General features: G+C 59.0%; 25 protein-coding genes and 1 tRNA gene. 14 read left to right on the top strand and 12 right to left on the bottom strand.

The annotated features are described in order from the left end of the window. Positions 1–11: 11 nt before the first annotated feature. The 7 genes from ACEN2T_RS07055 (at position 12) to ACEN2T_RS07025 (ending at position 4562) form a co-directional block, all read left to right on the top strand. The gene (locus ACEN2T_RS07055) at positions 12–560 is read left to right on the top strand and encodes a type III secretion protein (protein WP_122680441.1); all 549 of its coding nucleotides are present in this window, start codon (positions 12–14) and stop codon (positions 558–560) included. A gap of 11 nt (positions 561–571) precedes the next feature. Then, positions 572–1165 (top strand): type III secretion system stator protein SctL, encoded by a 594-nt coding sequence (gene sctL / locus ACEN2T_RS07050; RefSeq protein WP_442116501.1) that lies wholly within the window; start codon positions 572–574, stop codon positions 1163–1165. A gap of 84 nt (positions 1166–1249) precedes the next feature. Continuing rightward, a complete protein-coding gene (locus ACEN2T_RS07045; protein ID WP_032886104.1) occupies positions 1250–1468 on the top strand; it encodes a hypothetical protein in 219 nt (72 codons plus the stop codon). Between the two features lie 76 nt (positions 1469–1544). After that, positions 1545–1862, top strand: a complete 318-nt coding sequence (locus ACEN2T_RS07040) for a type III secretion protein (protein WP_256226246.1) — start codon at positions 1545–1547, stop codon at positions 1860–1862. 14 nt (positions 1863–1876) lie between these two features. Further along, entirely contained in the window at positions 1877–4000 is a 2124-nt protein-coding gene (gene sctC, locus ACEN2T_RS07035; protein WP_442116500.1) for a type III secretion system outer membrane ring subunit SctC, read from the top strand. Beyond that, entirely contained in the window at positions 3997–4200 is a 204-nt protein-coding gene (gene hrpT / locus ACEN2T_RS07030; protein WP_032886100.1) for an HrpT family type III secretion system protein, read from the top strand. The genes sctC and hrpT overlap by 4 nt, the downstream gene beginning before the upstream one ends. An 11-nt stretch (positions 4201–4211) precedes the next feature. Continuing rightward, a complete protein-coding gene (locus ACEN2T_RS07025; RefSeq protein ID WP_442116499.1) occupies positions 4212–4562 on the top strand; it encodes a transcriptional regulator in 351 nt (116 codons plus the stop codon). On the opposite strand, the gene sctU is transcribed toward ACEN2T_RS07025, so the two are convergent. Genes sctU through ACEN2T_RS06970 form a run of 11 tightly spaced genes read right to left on the bottom strand, consistent with a single transcriptional unit; the run spans position 4563 to position 14715 of the window. Then, entirely contained in the window at positions 4563–5660 is a 1098-nt protein-coding gene (gene sctU / locus ACEN2T_RS07020) for a type III secretion system export apparatus subunit SctU (protein ID WP_442116498.1), read from the bottom strand. It lies immediately after the preceding gene. Beyond that, positions 5657–6445 carry a type III secretion system export apparatus subunit SctT gene (sctT, locus tag ACEN2T_RS07015; protein ID WP_095183765.1) on the bottom strand — a complete coding sequence of 263 codons (789 nt, stop codon included), beginning with the start codon at positions 6443–6445 and terminating at the stop codon, positions 5657–5659. Before sctT ends, sctU begins: the two co-directional genes overlap by 4 nt. A gap of 10 nt (positions 6446–6455) precedes the next feature. Further along, positions 6456–6719 (bottom strand): type III secretion system export apparatus subunit SctS, encoded by a 264-nt coding sequence (gene sctS / locus ACEN2T_RS07010; RefSeq protein WP_032886096.1) that lies wholly within the window; start codon positions 6717–6719, stop codon positions 6456–6458. 7 nt (positions 6720–6726) lie between these two features. Continuing rightward, positions 6727–7380, bottom strand: coding sequence for a type III secretion system export apparatus subunit SctR (gene sctR / locus ACEN2T_RS07005; RefSeq protein WP_032886095.1), 654 nt, complete (start codon positions 7378–7380; stop codon positions 6727–6729). Beyond that, positions 7377–8393: a FliM/FliN family flagellar motor switch protein gene (locus tag ACEN2T_RS07000; RefSeq protein WP_179179547.1), complete on the bottom strand. Its 1017-nt coding sequence runs from the start codon at positions 8391–8393 to the stop codon at positions 7377–7379. The genes sctR and ACEN2T_RS07000 overlap by 4 nt, the downstream gene beginning before the upstream one ends. Then, positions 8387–8848 (bottom strand): type III secretion system HrpP C-terminal domain-containing protein, encoded by a 462-nt coding sequence (locus tag ACEN2T_RS06995; protein ID WP_032886092.1) that lies wholly within the window; start codon positions 8846–8848, stop codon positions 8387–8389. Before ACEN2T_RS06995 ends, ACEN2T_RS07000 begins: the two co-directional genes overlap by 7 nt. Continuing rightward, positions 8845–9273: a type III secretion system stalk subunit SctO gene (gene sctO, locus ACEN2T_RS06990; RefSeq protein WP_442116497.1), complete on the bottom strand. Its 429-nt coding sequence runs from the start codon at positions 9271–9273 to the stop codon at positions 8845–8847. Before sctO ends, ACEN2T_RS06995 begins: the two co-directional genes overlap by 4 nt. Then, on the bottom strand, positions 9260–10618 hold the full coding sequence (locus ACEN2T_RS06985; RefSeq protein WP_032886089.1) for a FliI/YscN family ATPase: 1359 nt from the start codon (positions 10616–10618) through the stop codon (positions 9260–9262). Before ACEN2T_RS06985 ends, sctO begins: the two co-directional genes overlap by 14 nt. Continuing rightward, the gene (locus ACEN2T_RS06980; protein WP_032886478.1) at positions 10615–11526 is read right to left on the bottom strand and encodes an FHA domain-containing protein; all 912 of its coding nucleotides are present in this window, start codon (positions 11524–11526) and stop codon (positions 10615–10617) included. Before ACEN2T_RS06980 ends, ACEN2T_RS06985 begins: the two co-directional genes overlap by 4 nt. A 34-nt stretch (positions 11527–11560) precedes the next feature. Continuing rightward, on the bottom strand, positions 11561–13654 hold the full coding sequence (gene sctV, locus ACEN2T_RS06975) for a type III secretion system export apparatus subunit SctV (protein ID WP_032886088.1): 2094 nt from the start codon (positions 13652–13654) through the stop codon (positions 11561–11563). Continuing rightward, positions 13651–14715, bottom strand: a complete 1065-nt coding sequence (locus tag ACEN2T_RS06970) for a TyeA family type III secretion system gatekeeper subunit (protein ID WP_442116496.1) — start codon at positions 14713–14715, stop codon at positions 13651–13653. Before ACEN2T_RS06970 ends, sctV begins: the two co-directional genes overlap by 4 nt. Before the next feature lie 263 nt (positions 14716–14978). Here ACEN2T_RS06970 and ACEN2T_RS06965 point away from each other — a divergent pair, with 263 nt between their 5' ends. Continuing rightward, on the top strand, positions 14979–15530 hold the full coding sequence (locus tag ACEN2T_RS06965; protein ID WP_442116495.1) for an RNA polymerase sigma factor: 552 nt from the start codon (positions 14979–14981) through the stop codon (positions 15528–15530). Between the two features lie 51 nt (positions 15531–15581). Here the strand turns inward: ACEN2T_RS06965 and ACEN2T_RS06960 are convergent, their stop codons facing one another. Beyond that, positions 15582–15929: a hypothetical protein gene (locus ACEN2T_RS06960; RefSeq protein ID WP_442116494.1), complete on the bottom strand. Its 348-nt coding sequence runs from the start codon at positions 15927–15929 to the stop codon at positions 15582–15584. Between ACEN2T_RS06960 and ACEN2T_RS06955 the strand changes: the two genes are divergently transcribed. The 6 genes from ACEN2T_RS06955 to ggt all read left to right on the top strand — a co-directional run bounded on the left by ACEN2T_RS06955 (position 15897) and on the right by ggt (position 23025). Further along, positions 15897–15973, top strand: a tRNA-Met gene (locus tag ACEN2T_RS06955). The two genes, ACEN2T_RS06960 and ACEN2T_RS06955, sit on opposite strands and share 33 nt — an antisense overlap. 121 nt (positions 15974–16094) lie before the next feature. Beyond that, positions 16095–16928 carry an EamA family transporter gene (locus tag ACEN2T_RS06950; RefSeq protein WP_442116493.1) on the top strand — a complete coding sequence of 278 codons (834 nt, stop codon included), beginning with the start codon at positions 16095–16097 and terminating at the stop codon, positions 16926–16928. A 99-nt stretch (positions 16929–17027) separates the two neighbouring features. Further along, a complete protein-coding gene (locus tag ACEN2T_RS06945) occupies positions 17028–17555 on the top strand; it encodes an RNA polymerase sigma factor (protein ID WP_099601919.1) in 528 nt (175 codons plus the stop codon). Then, positions 17548–18504 (top strand): FecR family protein, encoded by a 957-nt coding sequence (locus tag ACEN2T_RS06940; RefSeq protein WP_442116492.1) that lies wholly within the window; start codon positions 17548–17550, stop codon positions 18502–18504. The genes ACEN2T_RS06945 and ACEN2T_RS06940 overlap by 8 nt, the downstream gene beginning before the upstream one ends. 102 nt (positions 18505–18606) lie before the next feature. Then, positions 18607–21048 carry a TonB-dependent siderophore receptor gene (locus tag ACEN2T_RS06935; protein WP_442116491.1) on the top strand — a complete coding sequence of 814 codons (2442 nt, stop codon included), beginning with the start codon at positions 18607–18609 and terminating at the stop codon, positions 21046–21048. A 147-nt stretch (positions 21049–21195) separates the two neighbouring features. Next, a complete protein-coding gene (ggt, locus tag ACEN2T_RS06930; RefSeq protein WP_442116490.1) occupies positions 21196–23025 on the top strand; it encodes a gamma-glutamyltransferase in 1830 nt (609 codons plus the stop codon).

Raw genomic sequence — 23025 nt, 5'->3', positions numbered from 1 at the left:
TGGATCACTCCATGAGTGAACATCTGGCGTGGGCTCAATGGTGGGCGTTCCCTTGGAGGCACGCCCACGAGGACTGGAGGGGCGACAAGTACCCCGCAATTAAAGTGCTTTATCGCAACAGGCGGTCCGCGCCGGACGACCTCACTGGCATTGTTGCGTGCTTGCCTCCTGCCCCTCACCCGACGGTACTTCGCTTGGCCCTTGCTTCAACTGAACAACTCAACCTGGCGCTGACACTGGTTCACGACACGTTCAATCCTGAAGCGGCGACGCCGTTGAGCGAGAGCCAGCACCTGTGGTGCATGCGTTTATCCAAGGCGCTGCCCCCTACCATGCTGTCGCGCGATGCTGATCCATTGCAATTGCTCTCCAGCTGGGTAGAGCCCGATACCTGGCGGCGCCTTCGACTGAGATTCCCCCGTAACCGCGTACAGGCGGTTGAGAAAAGTACCGTCTCACTCGAAAACGCAAGCAGTCGACTGAACACGCTATGGCAAGCCGTAGTCTGGCGCGTGACGACATTGGCAAACGCCCCCCTGTCACCTGACCCGAACGCGTAAGGAAAACAGCGATGTTATGCCGACACACCATTGAGTTGCTCAAGGATGCTTCGGAATTGCCACGTTGCCTGATCCCCCGGGAAGAGCTTGCAAACTGGGCACACGCTAACCAACTCATCAGTCGCGCCAAGGCACAGGCTGATGAACTGGTAATCCAGGCAGAGAAGCGATGCGAAATGCTGCTGGAAAAGGCGTCCCTGGATTTCTGGCAACGCGCAGACGCCCAACTCAAGCGCTGGGAGCATGACCGTCAGGCGATGTGTGACAACCTGGAGGTGTATGCAACATCAATCACCAACCAGGCGATTCGCTGCCTGCTTGACGACACGGTGCCCCCCGAGCGGCTGGCCGCCCTTCTGAGGCAACTACTGGCAAACCAGATTCATGAGATCAACGCCTCGCTGCTCTGTCACCCACAGGACATTGAGGAGATAAAACAGTGCCTCGCCAATCAACAGGCAACACTCTGGAAGCTCCAGCCCGACGAAACAATCCCTGCGCAGACCCTTGTATTGAAAACCGATGAGGGTGATTTCCGTATTAGCTGGCACTCGATGCTCGATGCTTTTTTCAATCAAGCAAAGGAATACCGGATAGACATTTAATTGCATCCGCCTGGCGTCCTGCACAACGCTACTTAACAACAATTGATCCCCCCATGCACGTCCACCCAAGACAAAGGAACGCCCATGAGTCTTTCCAACAATCTTTCACAAGAACTTTCAAGAAGCAGCAGTATTGCCCACAAGCTGTATAAGCAGAGTTCAAGCAACGGTTCTAAAGATGGGGCTGATGCTGAATTATTCTATGAACTTGCCGTCAAGAACACACTTTCCCAAATGGCGTATCTGGAACATAACCGCGTTTCGCATATGTTGCTCAAAAGTACTTTTGAGAGTTTCCAATAACATGCAATCGCTAATTCGTGATTGGTTAAGTGGCTGTAGAGAACAACTCAGTTTGTTTGAGGGTGATGACCAAATCATGCTGAAACGTCAGGGAGACGCTTTGTTACTTAGCGCTCAACTGACCTCAATCCGCGCAGACACCACCACCTTGCAGCACTGGATGCGCCTGGGCGCGGCCAGCCTGAATCATTTCCATGGCGCACTGGCTCAAAAAGCTGACAGCGGCGCGTTATGGCTGATTCAGAAACTGCCAGTTGGGCAGGGAGAGGCTTACGTGCTCGGTTGCCTTGAGGCCCTGCTGAACCAACGCGACACCTGGCGCGCCACAGTCGCGCGCTTTGCTCGCCCGACTCAAAACCTCAAACCCACCTCGCTACGCTCACTGTCGTACTAACCCGAGAACCGACAATGCATAACAAGAACCATGAGCACAGTCGCTTACGCCGTGCTTCGCCCAAAGAATTTCCCTGGCGTAACGCTATTCTGCTTTCCTGGCTGCTGATCCCGGCACACACCGCATTGGCCGCCATCCCTTCCGATTGGAAGAACACCGCTTACGCATATGAGGCAGAACATAAGCCCTTGCGTGAGGTGCTCGTCGATTTCGCTCAAGCCTTTGGTACTCAACTGCAAGTCGAGGGGCTGCTGGAGGGCAACGTCAATGGCAAGATCCGCGCTAATACCCCGCAATCGATGCTCGACAGGTTGGGGGTGGAACACCGCTTCCAGTGGTACATGTACAACAACACCCTCTATATCAGCACGCTGGACCAGCAAGAGTCTGCGCGCCTGGAAGTCTCTTCCGAGACGATTGCCGATCTCAAGCAAGCGCTCACGGATATCGGCTTGCTCGATAGCCGCTTCGGTTGGGGTGAGTTACCAGAAGACGGCGTAGTACTCGTATCTGGCCCTCGTCGCTATATCGAGCAAATCAAACAGTTCAGCAGTCAGCGTCGTTCGCCGGATGAAAAACAGAGTGTGTTGAGCTTCCCGCTCAAGTTTGCCAATGCAACGGACCGGCAAGTGGATTATCGCGGCGAGAAACTCAACATTCCGGGTGTTGCGAGCATTTTGCGAGGGTTACTGGAACCGCGCGCCAACTCGACCCTCAATCGACTGAATCAGAGCTCCACCTCACAGCCTGCGCCCCTCGTGCCGAACATCCCAAGATTGGGCAACCCGTTGCTGGGGCAAATGCTGGGTGCAAACGGCCATACCGCGCCGTTGGACGCTCCCCCCGCACTCACACCGCGCGCTGCGGCGCCTGGCAGCCGAATTCGCGTTGAAGCCGATGTGCGCAACAACGCCGTGCTGATTTACGACCTGCCTGAACGCCTGGCCATGTACCGCGAGCTGATCACCCAACTCGATGTCGCGCGCAAGCTGGTGGAAATCGACGCGATTATTCTCGATATCGAGCGCACGCAATTGCGAGAGTTCGGGGTGAACTGGGGCTTTCAGAACAGTCGGTTCCGCGGCGGCGTCAATATGGCTCCGGGCACTTCGTCGCAGCTGTCGATTGAAAACCGCGAGCGCTTCTACGCGGATATACGCGCGCTGGAAGCCAAAGGGTTGGCAAGCATGGTGTCCAACCCCTCCGTTCTCACGCTGGAAAACCAACCGGCGGTAATTGACTTCAATCGCACCCAATACCTGACACCGGGTCGAGAGAATGCCACCATTTTACCGGTCACTGTGGGCACCAGTTTCCAGGTTGTTCCCCGTGTCATCACCAGCCGTGGCGGTCACCAGATCCACCTGGCGGTGGATATTGAAGACGGTAATTTCGACGAAACCAACCCATCTCCCGGCAATCTGGATGTGCGCCGAGGCAAGGTCAGCACCCAGGCGGTCATGGAGGAAAAACGCTCGCTGGTGGTCGGAGGCTTCCACGTCAACGAAAGCAGCGACCAGCGCAACAAGGTGCCCTTGCTGGGCGATATTCCATTCATAGGCAAGGCGCTGTTTTCGTCGACCGAACGGCAGAACAACCGGCGTGAACGCTTGTTCATCCTCACTCCGCGCGTCATTGGTGATCAAGCAGACCCTTCACGCTACCTGCCCCAGGCGGACCAGGTCGAATTGCAAGCGGCCCTTGCACCTCTGGCCAGGCGCGATGCCCCTCACCCGCCCGTGATAAAGCGCAGCGATATCATCAGCACACTGGCGCATATGGTCAGTGGTGAAATCCCCAAGGGCTTCAAGTCTGCGCCAATGCCACTGGGGCTGAACACCTTGTGCAGCACCCGCGACATCCTGGCACTGAACACCGAACGCAGCCAGTGGTACACCGGCCCGGATTACAACGTGGCGGTGGTAGTGCTGAGCAACCAGTCCAAGCGCTATGCCCGTATTGACGAAAATGAATGCAGCACGCCGCAGACCCTGGCCGTGAGCGTGTGGCCGCGCGCCTGGCTGAAGCCGGGTGAAGAAGCCGAGGTATTTATCGCCATGCGCCCAGTGGTGAAGGATGAACACCTCAGCGTGCCCCGCCCCTCCTTGATCACTCCTGCTCCGAAGGCCACACCATGAAACATCGCCTATTGTGCGTCACCCTGATCGGCACGGCACTGCTCGTCGCCGGCTGCACGCCCACCTGCAGGGGCGACTCCTGCTCACGCCCTCAATCGAGCAAGGACAAGATGGTGATCTGGTGGCCACCTCAGATGCGCGCCGAACCTGGCCCCGCCGGGGAACGGGCGGACTACCAGACCATCTCGCTGGAACGGTGAGTCGCCAAGAAATGCCCGACACTCAGCGCCAGGTATTTCTGGACAACCTGGTGAGCGGCGCTGCCGCTCACCTGGCACTCGCTCCCGGTATCACGGCCTGTGCACTGCACGCCGGCAGGCGCTCGGGGCTGGCTTTGCAGGTGGCGCGTGAAGCGTTGCAGGCCGGGCAATTGCAGCGGATGCTGGAGCGGCGCTTTGAGCAGGCCGTCGTATTTGATGGCTGTTTTATCTACCTCGACGCCCAACACACCTTGGTAATCTGGCACGCACTGTCCGCACCGCGTAGCGCGCTCGACAGGATCCTCAGCCGGATGCTATCGCTGGCCAATCTCGAAGCCCTGGACACAAGCTCCGGTCGCTGATCAGCGCCGCTCCAACTCTGGCAACTCCAAGGTTTCACGTTTGGCTTCATCATCGAGTTCACGCAAGGTGCGGTAGATCAGCGCCACAGCCTGCAAGGTTTCACGGGGAATGCTTGCGCCCAACTCCTTTGTGTAGAGCAACCGGGCCAGCCATACACATTGGATGACCGGCACCTCGGCGGCCTTCGCCTGCGCAATTAATTGGCGGGCCACGGCATCCGTACCTTTGCTCACCAACAACGGCAGCGGCGTCTTGCCGGGGCGGTAATACAAGGCGACTGCAAAGTGGGTCGGGTTGACCACCAACATATCGGCCTCTTCCAGCTTGGGCAGCTTGACCTTCGGTTCTTCCTGGGCCAATTGCTGCGCCAATGCACGACGTTGGCCCTTCACATGGGGGTCGCCTTCCATGTCCTTGTACTCTTTGACAACCTCGACTTGCGTCATGCGCATGCGCTTGGCGAAGAAGTGCTTCTGCAATGTAAAGTCGAGAATTGCCAGTATCAGCAATAGCCCAAGACAGGCATGCAGCAGATAGCGGAACAATGCGATCAGTGCCAGGAGGTAACTTTGCAGATCGCTGTTGGCAAGGTTGATCAACGCCCCAAGAGAAGGCCAGACCACTACATACACGATCACACCCAAAAGCACGGCTTTGACGATGCTCATCAACAGCGTCATTAGCGACTGGGCAGAAAAAAATTGCTTGAATTGACTGATCGGGTTGAGGCGATTGAAATCGAGCTTCAGTGTTTCCGGGGCAAACAGCAGACCGAATTGCATCCAACTGCTGATCAGCTTGGTGGCAATCGCTACGCCGGCCATCAACAGGCCGAATGAGAAAAACACCACCAGGCCTTCAAACAGCACTTCTTCCAGCGCCCGCACAAAGGGCTGATCAAGACGTGAGATCGGCAACATCATCAATTGCTGGAAACGCTGCAAGCTGCTCTCGGCGGTGAATAAGGCAATTTCACTGATGGCGGCCAGCACCAGCAACTTGGCCACATCCTGACTTTGAGCAACTTGGCCTTTTTTACGCTGATCGCGCAATTTCTTGGCTGAAGCCGGGTGCTTTTTTTCCCCCGAATCACTCATGGCATTGAGGCCTTAAATAAAAGGCCCAGCGAGTGTTTCAGATCACCCAACTGGCTCATACGTCCAACGATCAGGTCCTGCAGCAGCGCAAAGTACAACAGCAGAATACCGATACCCGCCAGACACTTCACGGGAGGTGCCAGCGTACTCACCTGTAACTGCTGGCTGTAGACCCCCAGCAGCGCAATGCCGAACTCCAGCAACAGCAGCACCGCAATAAAGGGTGCTGCGTAGAGCATCATATGCATGAAGGTGTCCCCAAGCAGGCCGAGGAATACGCTCATGCCATTCGGTGCAGGGAGTGGAAACCACACGGTGGGTGGCCAGATCAGGTAACTGTCCCAGATCACCTGGGTCAATGCGCCTAAGCCCAACGTCACCATCAATAGAAAAATCGCCAATTGCTTGAACAGATGTCCAATCGGTGTGGCGTCCGGACCCAGTGAAGGATTGAGCTGACCACCCGCCAAGGCCCCGCGCTGGTTATCCAATAGCGCGCCCACCGCTTCGAACATCCAGAACGGCATCGCCAGCAGCACCCCCAGCAACAAACCCAGCGCTACCTCCTTGATTATCAGCGCCGCGAGTATCATCGCCGAGTAGTCCTGGCCCTCCAACATTGCGTGAATGCCCGGCGCCGGCATCAGCGCCATGACCATCACAAGGACGTGCCTGAGCATGCCGCGTATATGCTGGAAACAGAACGCAGCCACCAGGATGCAACAGGGGTAGATACGTGCCATGCCGATGACCAGGCTGGGCAGGTAGTCGAGATAGAGCAACACAGGCGGGACCTCAGTTCAGGGCCGAGCGGCCAATCATGTCGAAGGTCAAATTGATCAGTTGGATCAACTCCACGCCAATCCAGCGTCCCGTCAGGATCAATGTGATCCCTACCGCCACCAGCTTGATGCCAAACGGCAGCGTCTGGTCCTGGATCTGCATCAGTGCTTGCACCAGGGATGTCAGCACCCCCACCACCACAGCCACAATCAACGGTGGCGCCGACAGCACCACCACCAGCAACATGCCCTGCTTGAACAGCACGATCGGTTCCATACGCCACTCATAGATAGGAAAGGAACAAGCTGTCGAGCAACCGCGACCAGCCGGACACCAGCACGAACAACAGCAATTTGAGTGGCAGGGAAATGGTCATTGGCGAGACCATTTGCATGCCCAGTGCCAGCAGCAGGTTGGAGACAATCAGGTCGATCACGATGAAGGGAATGTAGATCAGGAAGCCGATCTCGAACCCTGCCTGCAGTTGCGACAGTACGAACGCCGGAATCAGCAGGATCAGGTCTTCGCGCTGCACCTCCCGCGCCATTTGCTCAGGCCACAGGCGCGTGGTGTTTTCCTGCAGATGCGTCAATACATCTGCATCCACATTGCGCAGCATAAATGCGCGCAACGGTTGGATGGCCTCACTGCCCGTCTGCAGAAACGTTTGCACGTTACTCATGTCCAGGGGTGAGACCTTGACGCTCTCGGCAATCTCATAGCCAACCGGCGCCATGATGAACAGCGTGGCCGCCAGCGCAATACCATTGATGGCCATGCTTGGCGGCACCTGCTGCACACCGATAGCGTTGCGGGTGATCATCAGCACAATGACGATCTTCAAAAACGATGTGCAGATGATCAGCAGCATGGGCATCAACGCCAATGCCCCCAGAAATACCGCCAGGATAAGGGGGTCTATCCCCTGAAGCGTCATGGGCCGAACATCACACGGGACAACTGCAACCCCAGGCGCCCGTCGACTTCCACCAACTGGCCAACGCCAATGGGCCGATCGCCGTAATACAGACCGGCCATACCGGGAGCATAACCAGCAATGCCCAGCACCGAGCCGGGCGCGAGGTTACGCAGTTCGCCCAAGGTCAGGTTCAGTGTTCCGCAGCGTACGTTCAGCGCCATGCTTAACTCATCGAACGGCTCATTGCCGAATACATCCATCACGGGCTCCTCTTCCTCATGTCCCGAGTGGTGGGGGGGTGCAAAATCTTCGTCCACAGACGTGTCCTCGATAGATGTAACAGTCAGACACAACTGCCTGGTGTCGTCGTCAATGCAGCCATGCAGCCGCTGCCTGCCAGCCTGTACATAACCGGTGCCCTGAGCTTGGAAAAAACTCTGCTCAAACACCAACACATCACCGGTGCGCAGGCTGCGTAGTTGTGCAATTGGTAACTTCATGCACCCGAGGGTGACGGCAATGGCCAGTTGAAAAGACGCCGGCATCGGCGCAGCAATGGCACGCCAAGGTCCGGCCTCACACAAGGCCAGAAAGCTTTCACAGTTCAGCCAAACGTAACCGCCGACCCGGGAGCCTCCCAGGGTCACGCTGAGCCGACAGCCAAACTCCGTGGGGCGATCCGTTTCCAGCAAGCGCACATAACCCAGCAACGACCGTATCTCGGGGCTCAGGTGGTACTGATACAACGCCCAGAACCAGGAATCCGGATCGTTGCCAAACTGGGCCAAGGTCATCGGGCACTCACTCATCAGGCTGAGCAACGGCCCTGCTTCATCGAGCGCCAGCACACCACACGCCGTCTCAAAGCACACAGGCTTGCCACCGCCAGCAGGCGCACGCCCCGGCTCAAGCCGCAACTCGCCGGCCTGCCCGGCAACCTGAAACGGCAGGCTTAGCCCGCGCCCCAATCGACGGCGGGCGGCAACCGTATCGCCATTCATCAAGGGAACTGTCAGTGCCGGCATCAGCATGCGCAACCGACGACAGGCAGACGCAGGCTCACCGCAAGGCCCAGCTCTCCTGCGAGGCGACCCTCACACTGCTGGCGTACGCCACTGAGCCAGCGCGCCGTAGCGTCCTGTTCCGCCTCCAACTCGATCGCCCAGCCCCCCTGCTCACGGCGCACGCTGGCGTTGATTCGCCCCAAGCGAGGCAAGTACAAAACCGCCTGCAACGGCCAATGCGAAGCGAGCTGCACACGAGGCGCCAGTTGCTCGGTCAGTGCCACGATCATTGCAATGTCAGACGACGCCTTCTTGCTGGACAAGGAAGCCCCCGCCCCAGAAGCATTACCGTCGTCGGTAAAGAGTTGGGCGAACACTCGCCCGAGTTCCAGAGGCACACCTCCTGTCGCGCGTGGCTCAACATCTTCGCGTGGCTCACGGGGACGTGGGCGCTCCGTGGGTTTATTTGAAACCTGGGTCATGTCGGTTCCTCAGCAAGTAAACGGGAAAATTCCTGAAGTTTTTCTACCTGCCGCAGGCACTCGGTGACCTGCTTCTGGGCGCTGCCAACGCGACTTTCTCTTTCACCCTGCTGGCTGCGTAACGCCTCCAACTGGCCCATGTCCCGTTGGGTGCTAGCAGAGAGGGATCGCTCCTTCGCACCCCACGATTTCAGAGCCTTCAGGCTCAGCACCTGACCCTGATGTTGACTGAACAATTGAGCACTCTTGCGGGCTTCCTCTTGCCGCGTTTGTTCAAGCGCATCCTGAGCCCGCTGGATATGTGCGAGCAGGGCCTGCTGGGCTCGCTTCGCCTCACGCAGGGCGCGCTCGGCCCGGTCAGCCCTATGCCTGCGCAGGCGCCGCAGCATTTCGACTTCACCAAGGTGCACATCAGAAGGGGACATGAGTGGTCAGATCCTTGAGTTGCTCCAGTGTCGTTTGCATGGGTGTCGGCTCACGCAGATCCTGGCGCAGGAAGCCATCGACCGCCTGACGACTGTCCACCGCCAAATCGGTCAAAGGATCGCTGCCTGGTTGGTACTCCCCCAATTTGAGCATCAGTTCGATCTGCTGGTACGCCGACAACAAACGACGCAATGCCGTACCCGCCTGGATATCCATGGGTTGCGCGACGTTGCTCAATATCCGCGAAAGACTTGCCAGTACATCCACCGCCGGGTAATGCCCACGCTCGGCTAATTTGCGCGACAGCACGATATGCCCGTCGAGTAGCGAGCGAACCTCATCAGCGACCGGATCATTCATCGAGTCCTGCTCAATCAGCACGGTATAGATCGCGGTAATCACGCCCTCACGGGTCAACCCGGCGCGCTCCACCAACCGTGGTAACAAGCTGTACACCGACGGCGGCAAACCTCCACGGCCCAAGGGCTCACCGGCAGCCAGGCCGATTTCGCGCTGCGCCCTGGCAAAACGAGTCAACGAATCAATCAGTAGCAATACCCGCTGCCCCTTGCGCCGAAACCCCTCGGCCAACGCCGTGGCCGTGAACGCGGCACGAGCGCGCTCCATGCTGGATCGGTCGGAGGTGGCGCACACCAGCACGGCTTTGGCACGTAGTTGCTCATCCAGTTCATGGTCGAGAAACTCGCGCAGCTCCCGCCCCCGCTCACCGATCAGGCCGAAGACGATGACATCGCACTCCACGTTACGGGCGATTTCGGCCAGCAAAGTGGTCTTGCCGCAGCCCGCACCAGCGAATAGACCGACACGCTGACCTTCGCCAAGCGTTAACAACCCATCAATCGAACGCACGCCGGTAGCCAGCGCCCGGCTGATCCTCGGTCGCTCGGTGGGCAATGGCGCTTCACACAACACCGCGCTGGTATCCGGTAAGTCAGTCTCGACAAACGCACTCACGCCCTGCCCTGTAATCGGCCGTCCGAACCCATCCAACACTTGGCCCAACAGTGCCTCGCTGACGCGCACACGGTGCGATACCCCAAGGCGCTCCACGCTGGCACCTACCCGTACGCCTTCCAAATTTCCCAGGGCACTGAGCACCGCGTCCTGCTGATCGAAACCAATGATTTCGGCGAGCATGGAGTCGCCTGGATTTTTTTCCACTTGGCACAAGTCACCGATGCGCGCGTGGGGCAGCCGACACTGCAGCAGCATGCCGTTGACGCGTTGGATTCGGCCACGCATCGTCACCGGAGCAAAGCTGATCAGTGATTGGGCCTGGCGCTGCTGCCAGGCGTGGAGACGTGCCTGCATATCTTCACTCACCAGCGCACCTCGTAACGCTGCTCGCCATCGAAAACCACCTTGCCGTTATCGATCTGCACCAGTCGCAACCCTTCCACTTCGTCCCCAAGAAACAGTCGAATGCCCTCTTCCAAGAGAACGTGACCGTTCGGCCCTCCGACGATCTGAACAATCCTGAATGGAAGTGCGTTATCACGCACACGCACACGGCTGATCACCGGCACCGAGCTGTCGAACTGCTCACCAAAACGGCTGAGCATGCGCGTCACCAGTTCCACTTCGTCTTGGGAGACATCGCCATTGAGCGCGACCTGGCCATTGATCACTTGCAAGCTGACGCGCTGACCCAACTCCCGCTCGCTGAGCATCTTCAGCAACTGCTGGCGCACCTCGAAGGGCGATGCCAATTCGTGCTTTTGAACCACAGGAGCCTTCAAGGACGCCTGTGCCTCGCGCTCCCCAGTGGAAACCATGCCAACCACAATGATGATGACCGCCAGCACTAACACCAGGCTGATCAAACGCTTTTGCTGCGAGTGGGAGATCGACGATAACTTCAGCTCCCACTCCGGCGCATTTTCGGTCGGTATCAGTGCCGGTTCAGGTGCTGCCACTGGTGCTGCTACCGGGGGCCAGGGCTGCTCGGCCAAGGTGACACACAGGCGCACGCCCCCCATTGAAAACGGTGAGTTCAGCTCCAGGTTCGCGATCTGAGCCAGTAGCTGCCCTTCAGGCCCCTGCAGCAACCCCGCTTCGGCCTGCACCAACCACTCGGCGTCCATAAACCGCAAGCGCGCATGCTGATCGACTACGCCCGGATCGTTTAAAACCAGGTCAGCGTCCGCATGGGAACCAATGCTCCACTGCTCCCCAAACAACGGCAACGCAGCGCCCTGGCGCAGCCCGTCAAGCACACGTAGCTCAAACATCTTCAAAACCTCCACGCTGGCCATGGCCAAGTACTCATGCCACCGCACCACGCATCAGTTCGTCCTGGCCCAGGTCGATGCGCCCCAGCACTTTGACCTTGGAGGTACTCCCTAACTCGGCAAACGACAGCACCGGGACATGGTTGAACTCTTCCAACAGCAAGGTCCGCAAGGGGCTGCGCAGGTCCTGCGCGACCAACATCACGCTCTTGCTCTTGGCCCTCAAACTAAAAGCTTGATTGAGCAGGTTGATCAACGCGGCGCTGTTGTCGTCGTCAAGCGCGAAAAACACCCCTGTCTGAGTCTGTCGCAATGCTTCACGCAGGATGTTTTCAGTGTGTGGTGACAGCAGCCAGGCATGCAGACCGTCGGCCTCGCTGTACTGGTGGAAGATCTGCGCCTTGAGTGCAATTCGCGCATAGTCAGCCAATGCTTCCGGCTCACGCTCATGCTGGCCGTACTCGATCAGCGATTCGACGATCAGTCGCACAGCCCGCAGCGGTACACCTTCGCTGGCGAGGCGTTGCAACACTGCCGAGAACCGTGACAGCGGCATGATTCGCTGCAGTTCCTGCACCAGTTCCGGCTGGTTGTGCTCCAGCCAACTGAGGATCGACTTGCTCTCCTGGATCCCCAGGAACTGAGGCCCACTGAGCATCATGGCCTGCTTCATGCGTTCAAGGATCAGGCTTGTCGCCGTGAAACGCTCCAATTGCGGATCATCAAGCAATGGATCATCCGGCTCCAGCCAGATCCATTCCTGCTCATCACGCTCAGCCAGCCCCCGTACTCCGTGCTCATGCTCACCCTTCAACGCGTTACGATCAACGGCAAGCAGGCTGACAACCGACGCCTTGACCATCGGCACTTCATGCACACAGAAACGCATCTCGTCGATGGCCAGCGAGTCATCGAGTTCGACTTCGAAGGGCGGCAGTGTCAGGCCGATATTGGCAACCAGAGCATTTCGAGACTGGCGGATCCCGTGAATCAGCTCCATCACCTCCGGCGTTCCACGCAAAACTGGCGGAAACTGCAACAGGTAGGGGCGCGACGGGTCGAACCCGCGCAAGTCCTCTTTTCCGTTCTCCTCAGGACGCACGGCTTCGCTGGTTTCGGACGCGGGTTGCGCTTGTCGTTGACGCTGGCGCATCAGGTAATACCCAAGGCTGCCGGTTATGAGCGAAATAAAGACAAATACCCCGGTAGGCATGCCGGGCACTATCGCAAACGCGAGCATCCCCACCGAAGCGATCATCCAGCTCTTGGGCTCGCTGGTCATTTGCCGGGCGATTTCAGCGCCCATGTTGCTGACGCCCTTGCGCCCCTCCGGTGCAACACGGGTGATGATCATGCCGGCAGTCAGGGAGATCAGCAGCGCCGGAATCTGCGCAATCAGGCCATCGCCGATGGTCAGGACCGAATACAACGCCATCGAATCAGCCGCACTCAAACCGTGCTGAAACATGCCCGTAGAGAAGCCGCCCAAGAGGTTGACCACAACGATGATTAACCCCGCGATGGCATCACCCTTGACGAACTTCATGGCCCCATCCATGGCGCCGAACAATTGGCTCTCACGGGACAACTGCTCCCGCTTGTCTCGTGCTTGCGCGCCGTCAATCAGACCGGCACGCAAGTCGCTGTCGATGGACATCTGCTTGCCCGGCATCGCATCCAGACTGAACCGCGCCGCAACCTCGGCAACCCGCTCCGAACCCTTGGTGATCACCAGGAAGTTGACCAGGGTAAGGATCAGGAAAATCACCATCCCCACCGCCAAGTTGCCTCCCACCACGAAATTGCCGAAGGCCTCGACAATGTCGCCGGCGTCTTGCTCCAGCAGGATCAAACGCGTGGTTGCAATCGACAGTGCCAATCGAAACATGGTGGTCAACAACAGGATCGACGGGAAGGACGAAAATGCCAGGGGGCCCGGCAGGTAGAGCGCAAGAACGATCAACAGGCACGATATGCAGATATTGAGGGCAATCAGAATGTCCACCAGCCAGGTGGGCAGCGGCACAATAAAGATAAATACGATGGCCATGACCACCACAGCGCCCAACACCTCGGCGCGCTGTGCCACTTTGAGCAATATACGGTTGACGGCTGACACAGCCGTCACGTCATGGGCCTCGGCTCACCGGCAAACCGTAAGGGGCCACGCACGGCTCGGTCCAACTCACCGATCAGCGTCAAAAGAATCTGCAGGGACTCCTGACGGACCCGCTTGTCGGGCCACAAGGCCAAGGGCAACTGCTGAAACAGCGGGTAGAGCGCATTGAGGGATGCCATTTGTCGGTCAACCGGACCGCCACCCAAATCGTTTCCCAACCGCAGCATTTCATCGACAGAGATACCGCCGCCGGCGTACCCCAGTATGCGTTGCAGCAAGCTCACGGCGTCATGCTCAATACTCAAACGCTGGATCAACGTGTGACAACCGGATAACACCGCGCTCAACTGCCCGCAGCTTTGCAGACCCAGCAGCAAAGTGCGCAACAAAGGTGTGGGCATTGACGACACCAGGGCCGCCAGGTCATCCGCCAAGGCCTTACGCATCGCGTTGAGCACGTCGCGAAACCGCTCGCCACCGTAATCACCCAGCAAAGCCTGCATCATGGTTGCCAAGGACTGGCGCGTGACCACACTGGCGTAGTAAAGCTCGCGCAGTTTCTGGCGCTCATGCGGGTCGGCCACAGCTGCCTGCAACGCCGTAGCAATGTTCAGGCCTGCCTGAATTTCCCCTTTGAACCGGAGTTGCAGCTGGGCAATGGCATCGCGTGCCAATGCAGCCTCGGACGGACGCACTTCGCTGTCTGCCTGGGCCGTCACGTAGTTGAGCACTACGAACGCACGCGCCGGGTCACCTCCCGCGAGGCTGACCAATTCCTCAGTACTGACGCTCTTGCGCAACTGCTCAATGATGCTTCGTGAAATGGAAGCCATGCTCTTCTGGGCCGGATGGCCCAACTGATTATAAAGCTGCACAAGCTGCTCAACCGGGGACACACGCAACCCCATCTTCCGCCCGCTCAGCGCCCGGCTATTGAGCTCCACCTCCTGATTGAAAATATGTCCCATCTCATCAACGCCCTTCGCGGGCACAGGCACTGAGGAGGGGCTGGTAACCGCTTGATCCAAGGGGCGGATTGTTTGCACATCGTTGTTGGATTCAACTTTCATGGGCACGCCAGTACAGGGAGAGAGTGTGTCCCTCTGTGGCAGTGCCTATGCATACGGTTCCATCGAAATCTGATCGCACACACCGTGTGAAAAAATTTGCACGAGCCTTCCGTGCTCCATGCAAAGTACTGCGTGAAATCGTCACGATTCAAAATATTTATATAAATAAATCAATAACTTACGATTTTTTTCTTTTGGCACAGGGAGTGCAAAAGGGTGCTGTCGACTCCCGCTCGACTGCGTCTACCCTAAGGAAAAAAATCATGAATATCCCTATCGGAGCTTTAGCTCAGCTCGTTGGCAGCTCACCTCAATTCATGCTTCACCTGACAGACGACCAGCAAAAAAAACTCAAACGTTTCATTCACAAGCGCGTACTCAATCCGGAAGATGCGGATGATCTTCTGCAACTCACGTACCTGGAAGCCTGGCGCAACCGCGAGCGATTCTGCGGGAATGCTTCGCTTAGCACCTGGATGTGCGGCATCGCACAGAACCTGATCCGCAATCACTTCAGGCGCATGTACGCCAAACCCGTACATTGCGAATTTGATGAGTCGTTGTGGCATGGCCACGAGGAAACCAACAACCTGGATTGGGAATTTGAGATCAACCGCCGCTTGGAGAACACGCTGAGCGCCATCGACCACTTGCCGACGGAAATGCGAAAGACGATGTACGCCTCGCTGGAAACCGACGGCAGTTACCAGGATACGGCCAACGTATTGGACATCCCTATCGGCACCGTTCGCTCCCGTCTGTCGCGTGCACGCGAACAGCTCAAGCGCGCCACCCACAACCCTTTTCAAGCTTAAATCTGGCTGACTAGCCAAACGTTGGGCGACAGGGATATTTGCCCAACCGAATCAGGCCTCTTGCATGCGCGCAAGAAAGAGCGCCAATCTCCCAAACAGCGCAAAGACCGAGCCCAGTGTGTAAACCCACTTGATGTCATGAGCATCCGCCCGGTGTCCCAGCAGCGCCGCCATCCCGGTAAAACCAAACATCCGCCCGAACAATCCCCCGGCAATCATCCGCACGTTGCCCAGCCCCATACCTGTGTAGACGCCGCCTACGGCCAGCCAACACGACCATTTTCGATAAACAATTGAAAGCGTAGAAAAATTCTTAATAAAAATGCTTGACGCATTCCCGTTCTGCGCGAATAATGCGCGCCACTTGGCTACATAGCTCAGTTGGTTAGAGCATAGCATTCATAATGCTGGGGTCCGGGGTTCAAGTCCCTGTGTAGCCACCAAGTACTAAAAACGGCTTACCGAAAGGTAGGCCGTTTTTTTATGCCTGTAGAAAAGTGCTGAGGCATACTCGCAACGGTCTACCTCCACAACGCGGCGCTGAACCCCACAGGACATCCCTTCATGAGCCTTGATGTGTTCGTAATCATCATGCTGGGCGCTGCGCTGCATGCCACGTGGAATGCAGTGGTCAAGGGGGGTGACGACAAGCTGTTGGCCACGTGCATGATCGCGTCCTTCGCTTCACTGATCGCGCTGGCGGTCATTCCGTTCCTGGCAGTGCCTGCGACGCAAAGCTGGCCCTTCATCGGCGCGTCGGTGATATTCCAGGTGCTGTATTTCGTACTGGTCGCCTCGACCTACCGCGTTGCCGACATGAGCCAGACCTACCCGATCATGCGGGGTACCGCGCCGTTGCTGGTGGCGACGGCGAGCTTAGGGCTGCTGTCCGAATCCTTGTCCGCATTTGCCTGGCTCGGCATTGCCGTGATCTGCATCGGTATTTTGAGCATGGCAGCAGCCCCTTCAGCCGGTCAGCGTAAAGGGATACTCCTTGCGCTGCTTAACGCGGCTGTCATCGCGGGCTACACCCTCATCGACGGAATAGGTGTGCGCAAATCCGGCGCCCCAGCGGCCTACACGTTGTGGATATTCCTGTTGACCGGCATCCCACTCGGCGCATGGGCATTGGCCCGCCGTCGACGCGAATTCAGCCTCTATCTGGCGCGTCACTGGCGCCCCGGCGTGATAGGTGGCTTCGGTACCGTCGCGTCCTATGGCCTGGCGCTGTGGGCTATGACCGCGGCCCCCATTGCCACGGTTGCGGCGCTCAGGGAGACCTCGATTCTGTTTGGCGTGGTGATCTCGGCGCTGGTGCTCAAAGAGCAGTTGACCCGCGCCCGCATCGTGGCCGCGTGCATCATTGCCGCCGGGGCGATGGTGTTGCGACTGGGCTGACGCGTCGACAAACAAATCTTCCATCACCCTATCAAATGAGACAGCTTCTCATTAGTATGCCCGCTATCCGCGCAATGCAGCATCAAGGTATCAGGGGCCATGGAGACAGGGACGCCAGGGGATCAGGAAAAACTCAGCGCCGTTTTCATCGGGCAGCGCAGTGCGTTAATCCGTATGCTGTCGCGCGTCGTCGGCTGTTCGAGCCAGGCGGAGGACTTGGCCCAGGAAACCTATCTGAAGGTAGCTAAGGCGCTGTACACCCGCCCGATCGAACACTTGAAGCCGTTTCTTTATCAAACTGCGCAGTATCTGGCCTTTGATCATTTGCGCAGTGTGCGCAGTAAAAGGCGCTACGAGTGCCACTTGGCCGAAAGCCTGGTTGTCGAGGTGCCCACAATGGCACCCGGACCGGAGAGCCAGGCTCAGGGCCAGCAGCAACTGCAGCGGTTTCAACAGGTGCTCGCTACCTTGCCCAAACGCCAGCAACAAATCCTGGTATTGCATCGACTGCACGACCTGTCCCAAGGCGAGATCGCCCAGCGCCTGCAGGTGTCGTTGAGTACGGTGGAAAAAGACCTGCGCCAAGCCCTCACTGCCTGCGTCAAGCAAACGACCTACCATGATTGACCGTCCCGTCATTCCCGAAGCAGTACGTGAGCAGGCGGCCGATTGGTTCGCCCTGCGCGATGAAAGTGCGCGCAACCTCATCACCCGTCAGCGCTTTGAGCAGTGGCGCGCGGCCGATCCCCTGCACGCCAACGCCTATGCCGAAGTGGAGACGCTGTGGGAAAACCGCGCCTTCGAACAAGCCTTGAAAGACCTCGCCGTCGACCTAGAGTTGCCCTCTTCCCCGGTAACCGCCAAGCCTCCCAAGACGCGTTTTGTGGCTGCCGCCGCTACCCTGTTGCTCGCACTGGGCATCGGTTGGATGGCCGACGTGCCGATGCGCCTGCAAGCCGATCACATGACCGACGTCGCGCAGCTGGAACGCTTTGACCTGGAAGATGGCTCTCACATCGTGCTGGGCAGCCACAGCGCAATCAGCACCACCTTCGACGGCGCCCAGCGGCGCATCAAGCTATTGCGTGGCGAGCTCTACGTCGAGGCCGCCCACGACTCTAAACGCCCACTGAGCATCGAGACCAACGAGGCCAGCGTGACCGTGGTCGGCACGCAATTCAGCGTCAGCCAGCGAGACTCGGGGGTCACTGTCGCCGTGCGCGAAGGCCAGGTGCGCTTCGCCAACCGCAAGGGCGAGCAGAGCCTGCTGCAGGCGGGTAACTCGCAACAGCTACGAGATGGTCAACTGCAACCGCTGTCCCTGGAAGGCAGTGAACGGCAGATGGCCTGGATCAACGGGCGACTGTCATTCCAGAACGCGCCATTGGTGCAGGTGCTGAAAGAGATCCAGCGTTACTACCCGGCGCCGATCCTGTTATTCAACGATGCCGCCGCCGGTGAGCGGGTCAGCGGGAATTACCAGTTGGACGATCCCCTGGCGATCGTACAGGCGTTGAGTAAAGTCACGTCCACCCACGCCCAGCGACTGCCCGGTGGCATCCTGGTGATTCGCTGACACAGAGCCCCCGATACCTTCGAAAAGTTTTACGGCTTTCGAAGGTTCAACCCGTCAAGAACTTTGCCTTTGCAAATCATTCCTATTTATAACGGGGCTCACATGCACTTTCCAACACTCAATCCGACCCATGCCCGCAGCATGCTCGCGCTCGCCATCTGCCTGGCGTGCAGCCCGGCGTTTGCGGTGGAGCCAGCAGGCCAGCCAGCCACTCGCGAAGCGGCGGACACCCGCAGCTTCGCGATAGCGCGTCAGTCACTGGTCAATGCCCTGGATCAATTGAGTGTGCAGAGCGGGCTGCAAATTGCCTACGCGGCGGACCTCGCTCAGGGCGTCGAATCGCCCGGCGTCAGCGGCCGCATGACCGCCCTGGAAGCGCTGGCCCAACTGCTCAAAGGCACGCCCCTGAGCTTCGAGCCCAACGGCCCCAACGCGGTGATACTGAACCGCACCGAACAACCCGGCGCGGCCTTGCAACTGGGCACCACCACGGTGATCAGCAACCAACTGGGCACCGTCACCGAAGGCACTGGCTCCTACACCCCGGGGACCATCGCCACGGCTACGCGCCTGGTACTGACGCCCCGGGAAACACCACAGTCCATCAGCGTCGTCACGCGCCAGCACATGGATGACTTCGCCCTCGACAGCGTTGACGACGTGATGCGCCACACGCCCGGTATCACCGTTTCGGCCTACGACACCGACCGCAGCAACTACTATTCGCGCGGTTTCTCGATCAACAATTTCCAGTACGACGGCATCCCCTCGGCCGTGCGCAACGTGGCCTATTCGGCTGGCAACACCCTGAGCGACATGGCGATCTATGACCGTGTCGAAGTACTCAAAGGCGCCTCTGGCCTGCTCAGCGGCGCCGGTTCCCTGGGCGGCACCATCAACCTGGTACGCAAGAAACCCACGTCGGAATTCCTCGGCCATATCACCACCGCGGCGGGCACCTGGGATCACTACCGCACGGAAGTGGACGTCAGCGGCCCACTGACCGAAACCGGTAATGTGCGCGGGCGGGCGGTAGCGGCATATCAGGACAACAAGTCCTGGATCGACCGCTACTCCAACAAAAGCTCAGTGTTCTACGGCATCCTCGAATTCGACCTGTCGCCCGACACCCTGCTCACCGTGGGCGCCGATTATCAGGACAGCAAACCCAAAGGTTCGACCTGGTCCGGCAGTTTCCCGCTGTTCAACTATTCGGGTGCGCTCAACGACGCCAAGCGGTCTTTCAGTAATGCCACCGACTGGAGCAGTTGGCAGCAATACACCCGCACGGTGTTCGCGAACCTGGAGCACGACCTCGGCGACGGCTGGGTCACCAAGCTGCAACTGGACCACAAGCTCAATGGCTACGATGCCCAGATGGGTGCGATCCAGTTCTACCAGCCGGCAGCGGATGGCACTGCCGACATTAACGCCCAGCGCTACAAAGGCGAGACCACCAGTGACTCCGCCGACCTGTACCTCAGCGGTCCGTTCAACTTCCTCGGTCGCGAACATGACCTGGTGGTCGGCGGCTCCATCAGCACCGCCCACTGGAAGGGCAAGGGCTACTGGGACGAAACCTTCCCCACGGCCAACCTGGTCGACTACTTCAACTGGCACGGCAACCTGGCCAAGCCGGACTGGGGCGTGGCCTCACAAGTCATCGACGACACCATTCGCCAGACCGGCATGTACGTCACCACCCGCTGGAACCTCACCGACGATCTGAAACTGTTGCTCGGCGGGCGCGTGGTCGACTACACCCTGACCGGCACCACTGACACCTACCGAGAGACCGGGCGTTTCATTCCCTATGCCGGGGCCATCTATGACCTCACGGACAACCTGTCGGCCTATGTCAGCTACACCGATGTGTTCATGCCCCAGGAAAGCTACAACCTCGACCGTAACCGCAAGCTGATCGACCCGGACGAAGGCGAGAACTACGAAGTGGGCCTCAAGGGCGAATTCCTCGACGGTCGCCTGAACGCCAGCCTGGCGTACTTCGAAGTCAAGGAAAGCAACCGCTCCCTGCCCGACGATGCATACAACAACCAGACCCCAACCCCGCCCAACTTTGCCTTCAAGGGCACCGACGCGACGACCAAGGGCTATGAGCTGGAGCTGTCCGGCGAAATCGCCCCCGGCTGGCAGTTGCAGGGCGGCTACACCCACAAAGTGGTGCGCGACGATGCCGGCAAAAAAATCTCGACTTTCGAGCCCGAGGACCAGGTGAGCATGTTCACCATCTACAAGCTCAAGGGCGATCTGGACAAAGTCAGCGTCGGCGGTGGCCTGCGCTGGCAGAACACGGTGTGGCAGGACATCTACAACGGTCCCAAAGGAACGACGGACGCGTTTTCCCAGGAGTCCTACTGGGTGGTGGACTTGATGACGCGCTACCAATTCACCAAAAACCTGTCGACGACGCTGAACCTGAATAACGTATTCGATAAGTACTACTACACCAACGTGGGTTTCTATAACTCCGCCATCTACGGCGCGCCGCGTCACTTCATGCTGACCACCCGCTGGGACTTCTGATCATCTGAGCCACACGGCCTACCCCAGGGTAGGCCGCTTTTGACGCCCTCCTTTGCCACTGTTAGTGTCCAGCCTCCCCACACACGGAGTGCTCACTGCGACGCACCTGTAAACCGCTGCCCCCAAGGACAACAGATCATTCTCAAAATGAACGGAGTTCAGCACGTGCTTTCGATTTCTCGCCGTCAGTTGTCGGTTATTGCCGCAGCCCTGGCCCTTGCGGCCTGTCACACCCCGGTCAACGAACAGCCGCCGGCACCGGAGCTGGGCTCGGGCTATCGCACCGATCTGATCACTCAACACGCCGAACGCCATATGGCCGCCGCCGCCAACCCGCTGGCCGCCGAAGCCGGGCGCGAGATGTTGCGCAAAGGCGGTTCGGCGATTGATGCAGCGATCGCCATGCAGGCGGTGTTGACCTTGGTGGAGCCGCAATCCTCCGGCATTGGCGGCGGCGCGTTCATCATGCTGTGGGACGGGAAAAAGGTGCACGCCTATGACGGTCGGGAAACGGCGCCGGCAGGCGCGACGGAGCGGTTGTTCCTGAACGCCGACGGCACACCGATGACCTTCACCGACGCGCAGATTGGCGGGCGCTCGGTGGGTACGCCCGGTGTGCTGCGTGCCCTGGAGATGGCCCATAAGAAGACCGGTCAACTGCGATGGGCCGAGCTGTTTGAGCCAGCGATTCGTTTGTCGGAACAGGGCTTCGCCATTTCACCACGCTTGCACAGCCTGATCGCGGCTGACCGATTTATTGCGCAATCGCCGGAGATGGCCGCCTACTTTCTGAATGCCGATGGCACACCCAAAGCCACCGGCACGCTGCTGAAAAACCCGGCGCTGGCCGCCGTGTTCAAGCGCATCGCCAACGAGGGCCCTGACGCGCTGTACCACGGGCCAATTGCCGATGAAATTGCGCGCAAAGTGCAGGGCAATCGCAATGCGGGCAGCCTCTCCCAGGCCGACCTGAAGGGTTACGCCGCCAAGGAGCGCGAACCGCTGTGCACCGACTACAAACGCTGGAAAATCTGTGGCATGCCGCCGCCGTCGTCAGGCGCGGTTGCGGTCGCGCAGATCCTTGGCACATTGCAGGCCCTGGAAGCCCGCGACCCGCGCCTGGCTATCGCACCGATGACACCGATAAAAAGCGCGTTGCCTGCCGGGTTTGAGCCGACGCCCGAGGCCGTGCACCTGATCGCCGAAGCCGGTCGCCTGGCCTTCGCCGACCGCGCGCTGTACCTGGCTGATTCAGACTTTACGCCGGTGCCGACCGCCGGCCTTGTCGCGCCCAACTACCTGGCCCAACGCGCCGCGCTGATCGGTGAGCGCAGCATGGGCATCGCCAAGCCAGGCCAACCTGCGGGCATACAAATGGCCTACGCGCCGGACCGTTCGCCACTGCGCATTTCCACCTCCCAAGTGGTGGCCGTGGACGACATGGGCGGCGCCGTGTCGATGACCACCACGGTGGAAGCCGCGTTTGGCTCCCATGTGATGGTCCAGGGCTTTTTGCTCAACAACCAGATGACCGACTTCTCATTCATCCCCGAAGAAAACGGTCAGCCGGTAGCCAACCGCGTACAACCCGGCAAACGCCCGCGCTCGGCTATGGCGCCGACCCTGGTGTTCGACCGCGAGAGCGGTGAGTTGCTGGCCACGGTCGGTTCGCCGGGCGGCTCCCAAATCATCGAGTACGTGAGCAAATCCCTGGTGGCCATGCTCGACTGGAACCTCGACCCGCAAGCCGCCATCAGCCTGCCCAACTTCGGCAGTCGCAATGGCGCTACCGAGTTGGAGGCCGGTTTGTTCAGCCCAGGGCTGAAGCAGGCGTTGAAGGACAAGGGCCATGCACTGAGCGAGATCGACATGACCAGCGGCATACAGGCCATCGTGCTCAAGCGGGACGCCCAGGGCAAGGTATCGCTGAGCGGTGGCGCCGACCCTCGACGCGAAGGCGAAGCGCTCGGCGACTGA

This window comes from Pseudomonas sp. W22_MBD1_FP4, assembly GCF_052113765.1.
GTDB lineage: Bacteria > Pseudomonadota > Gammaproteobacteria > Pseudomonadales > Pseudomonadaceae > Aquipseudomonas > Aquipseudomonas sivasensis.
The sequence above is the reverse complement of the archived record's forward strand: the minus strand, read 5'-3'. Positions and strand labels throughout refer to the sequence as shown.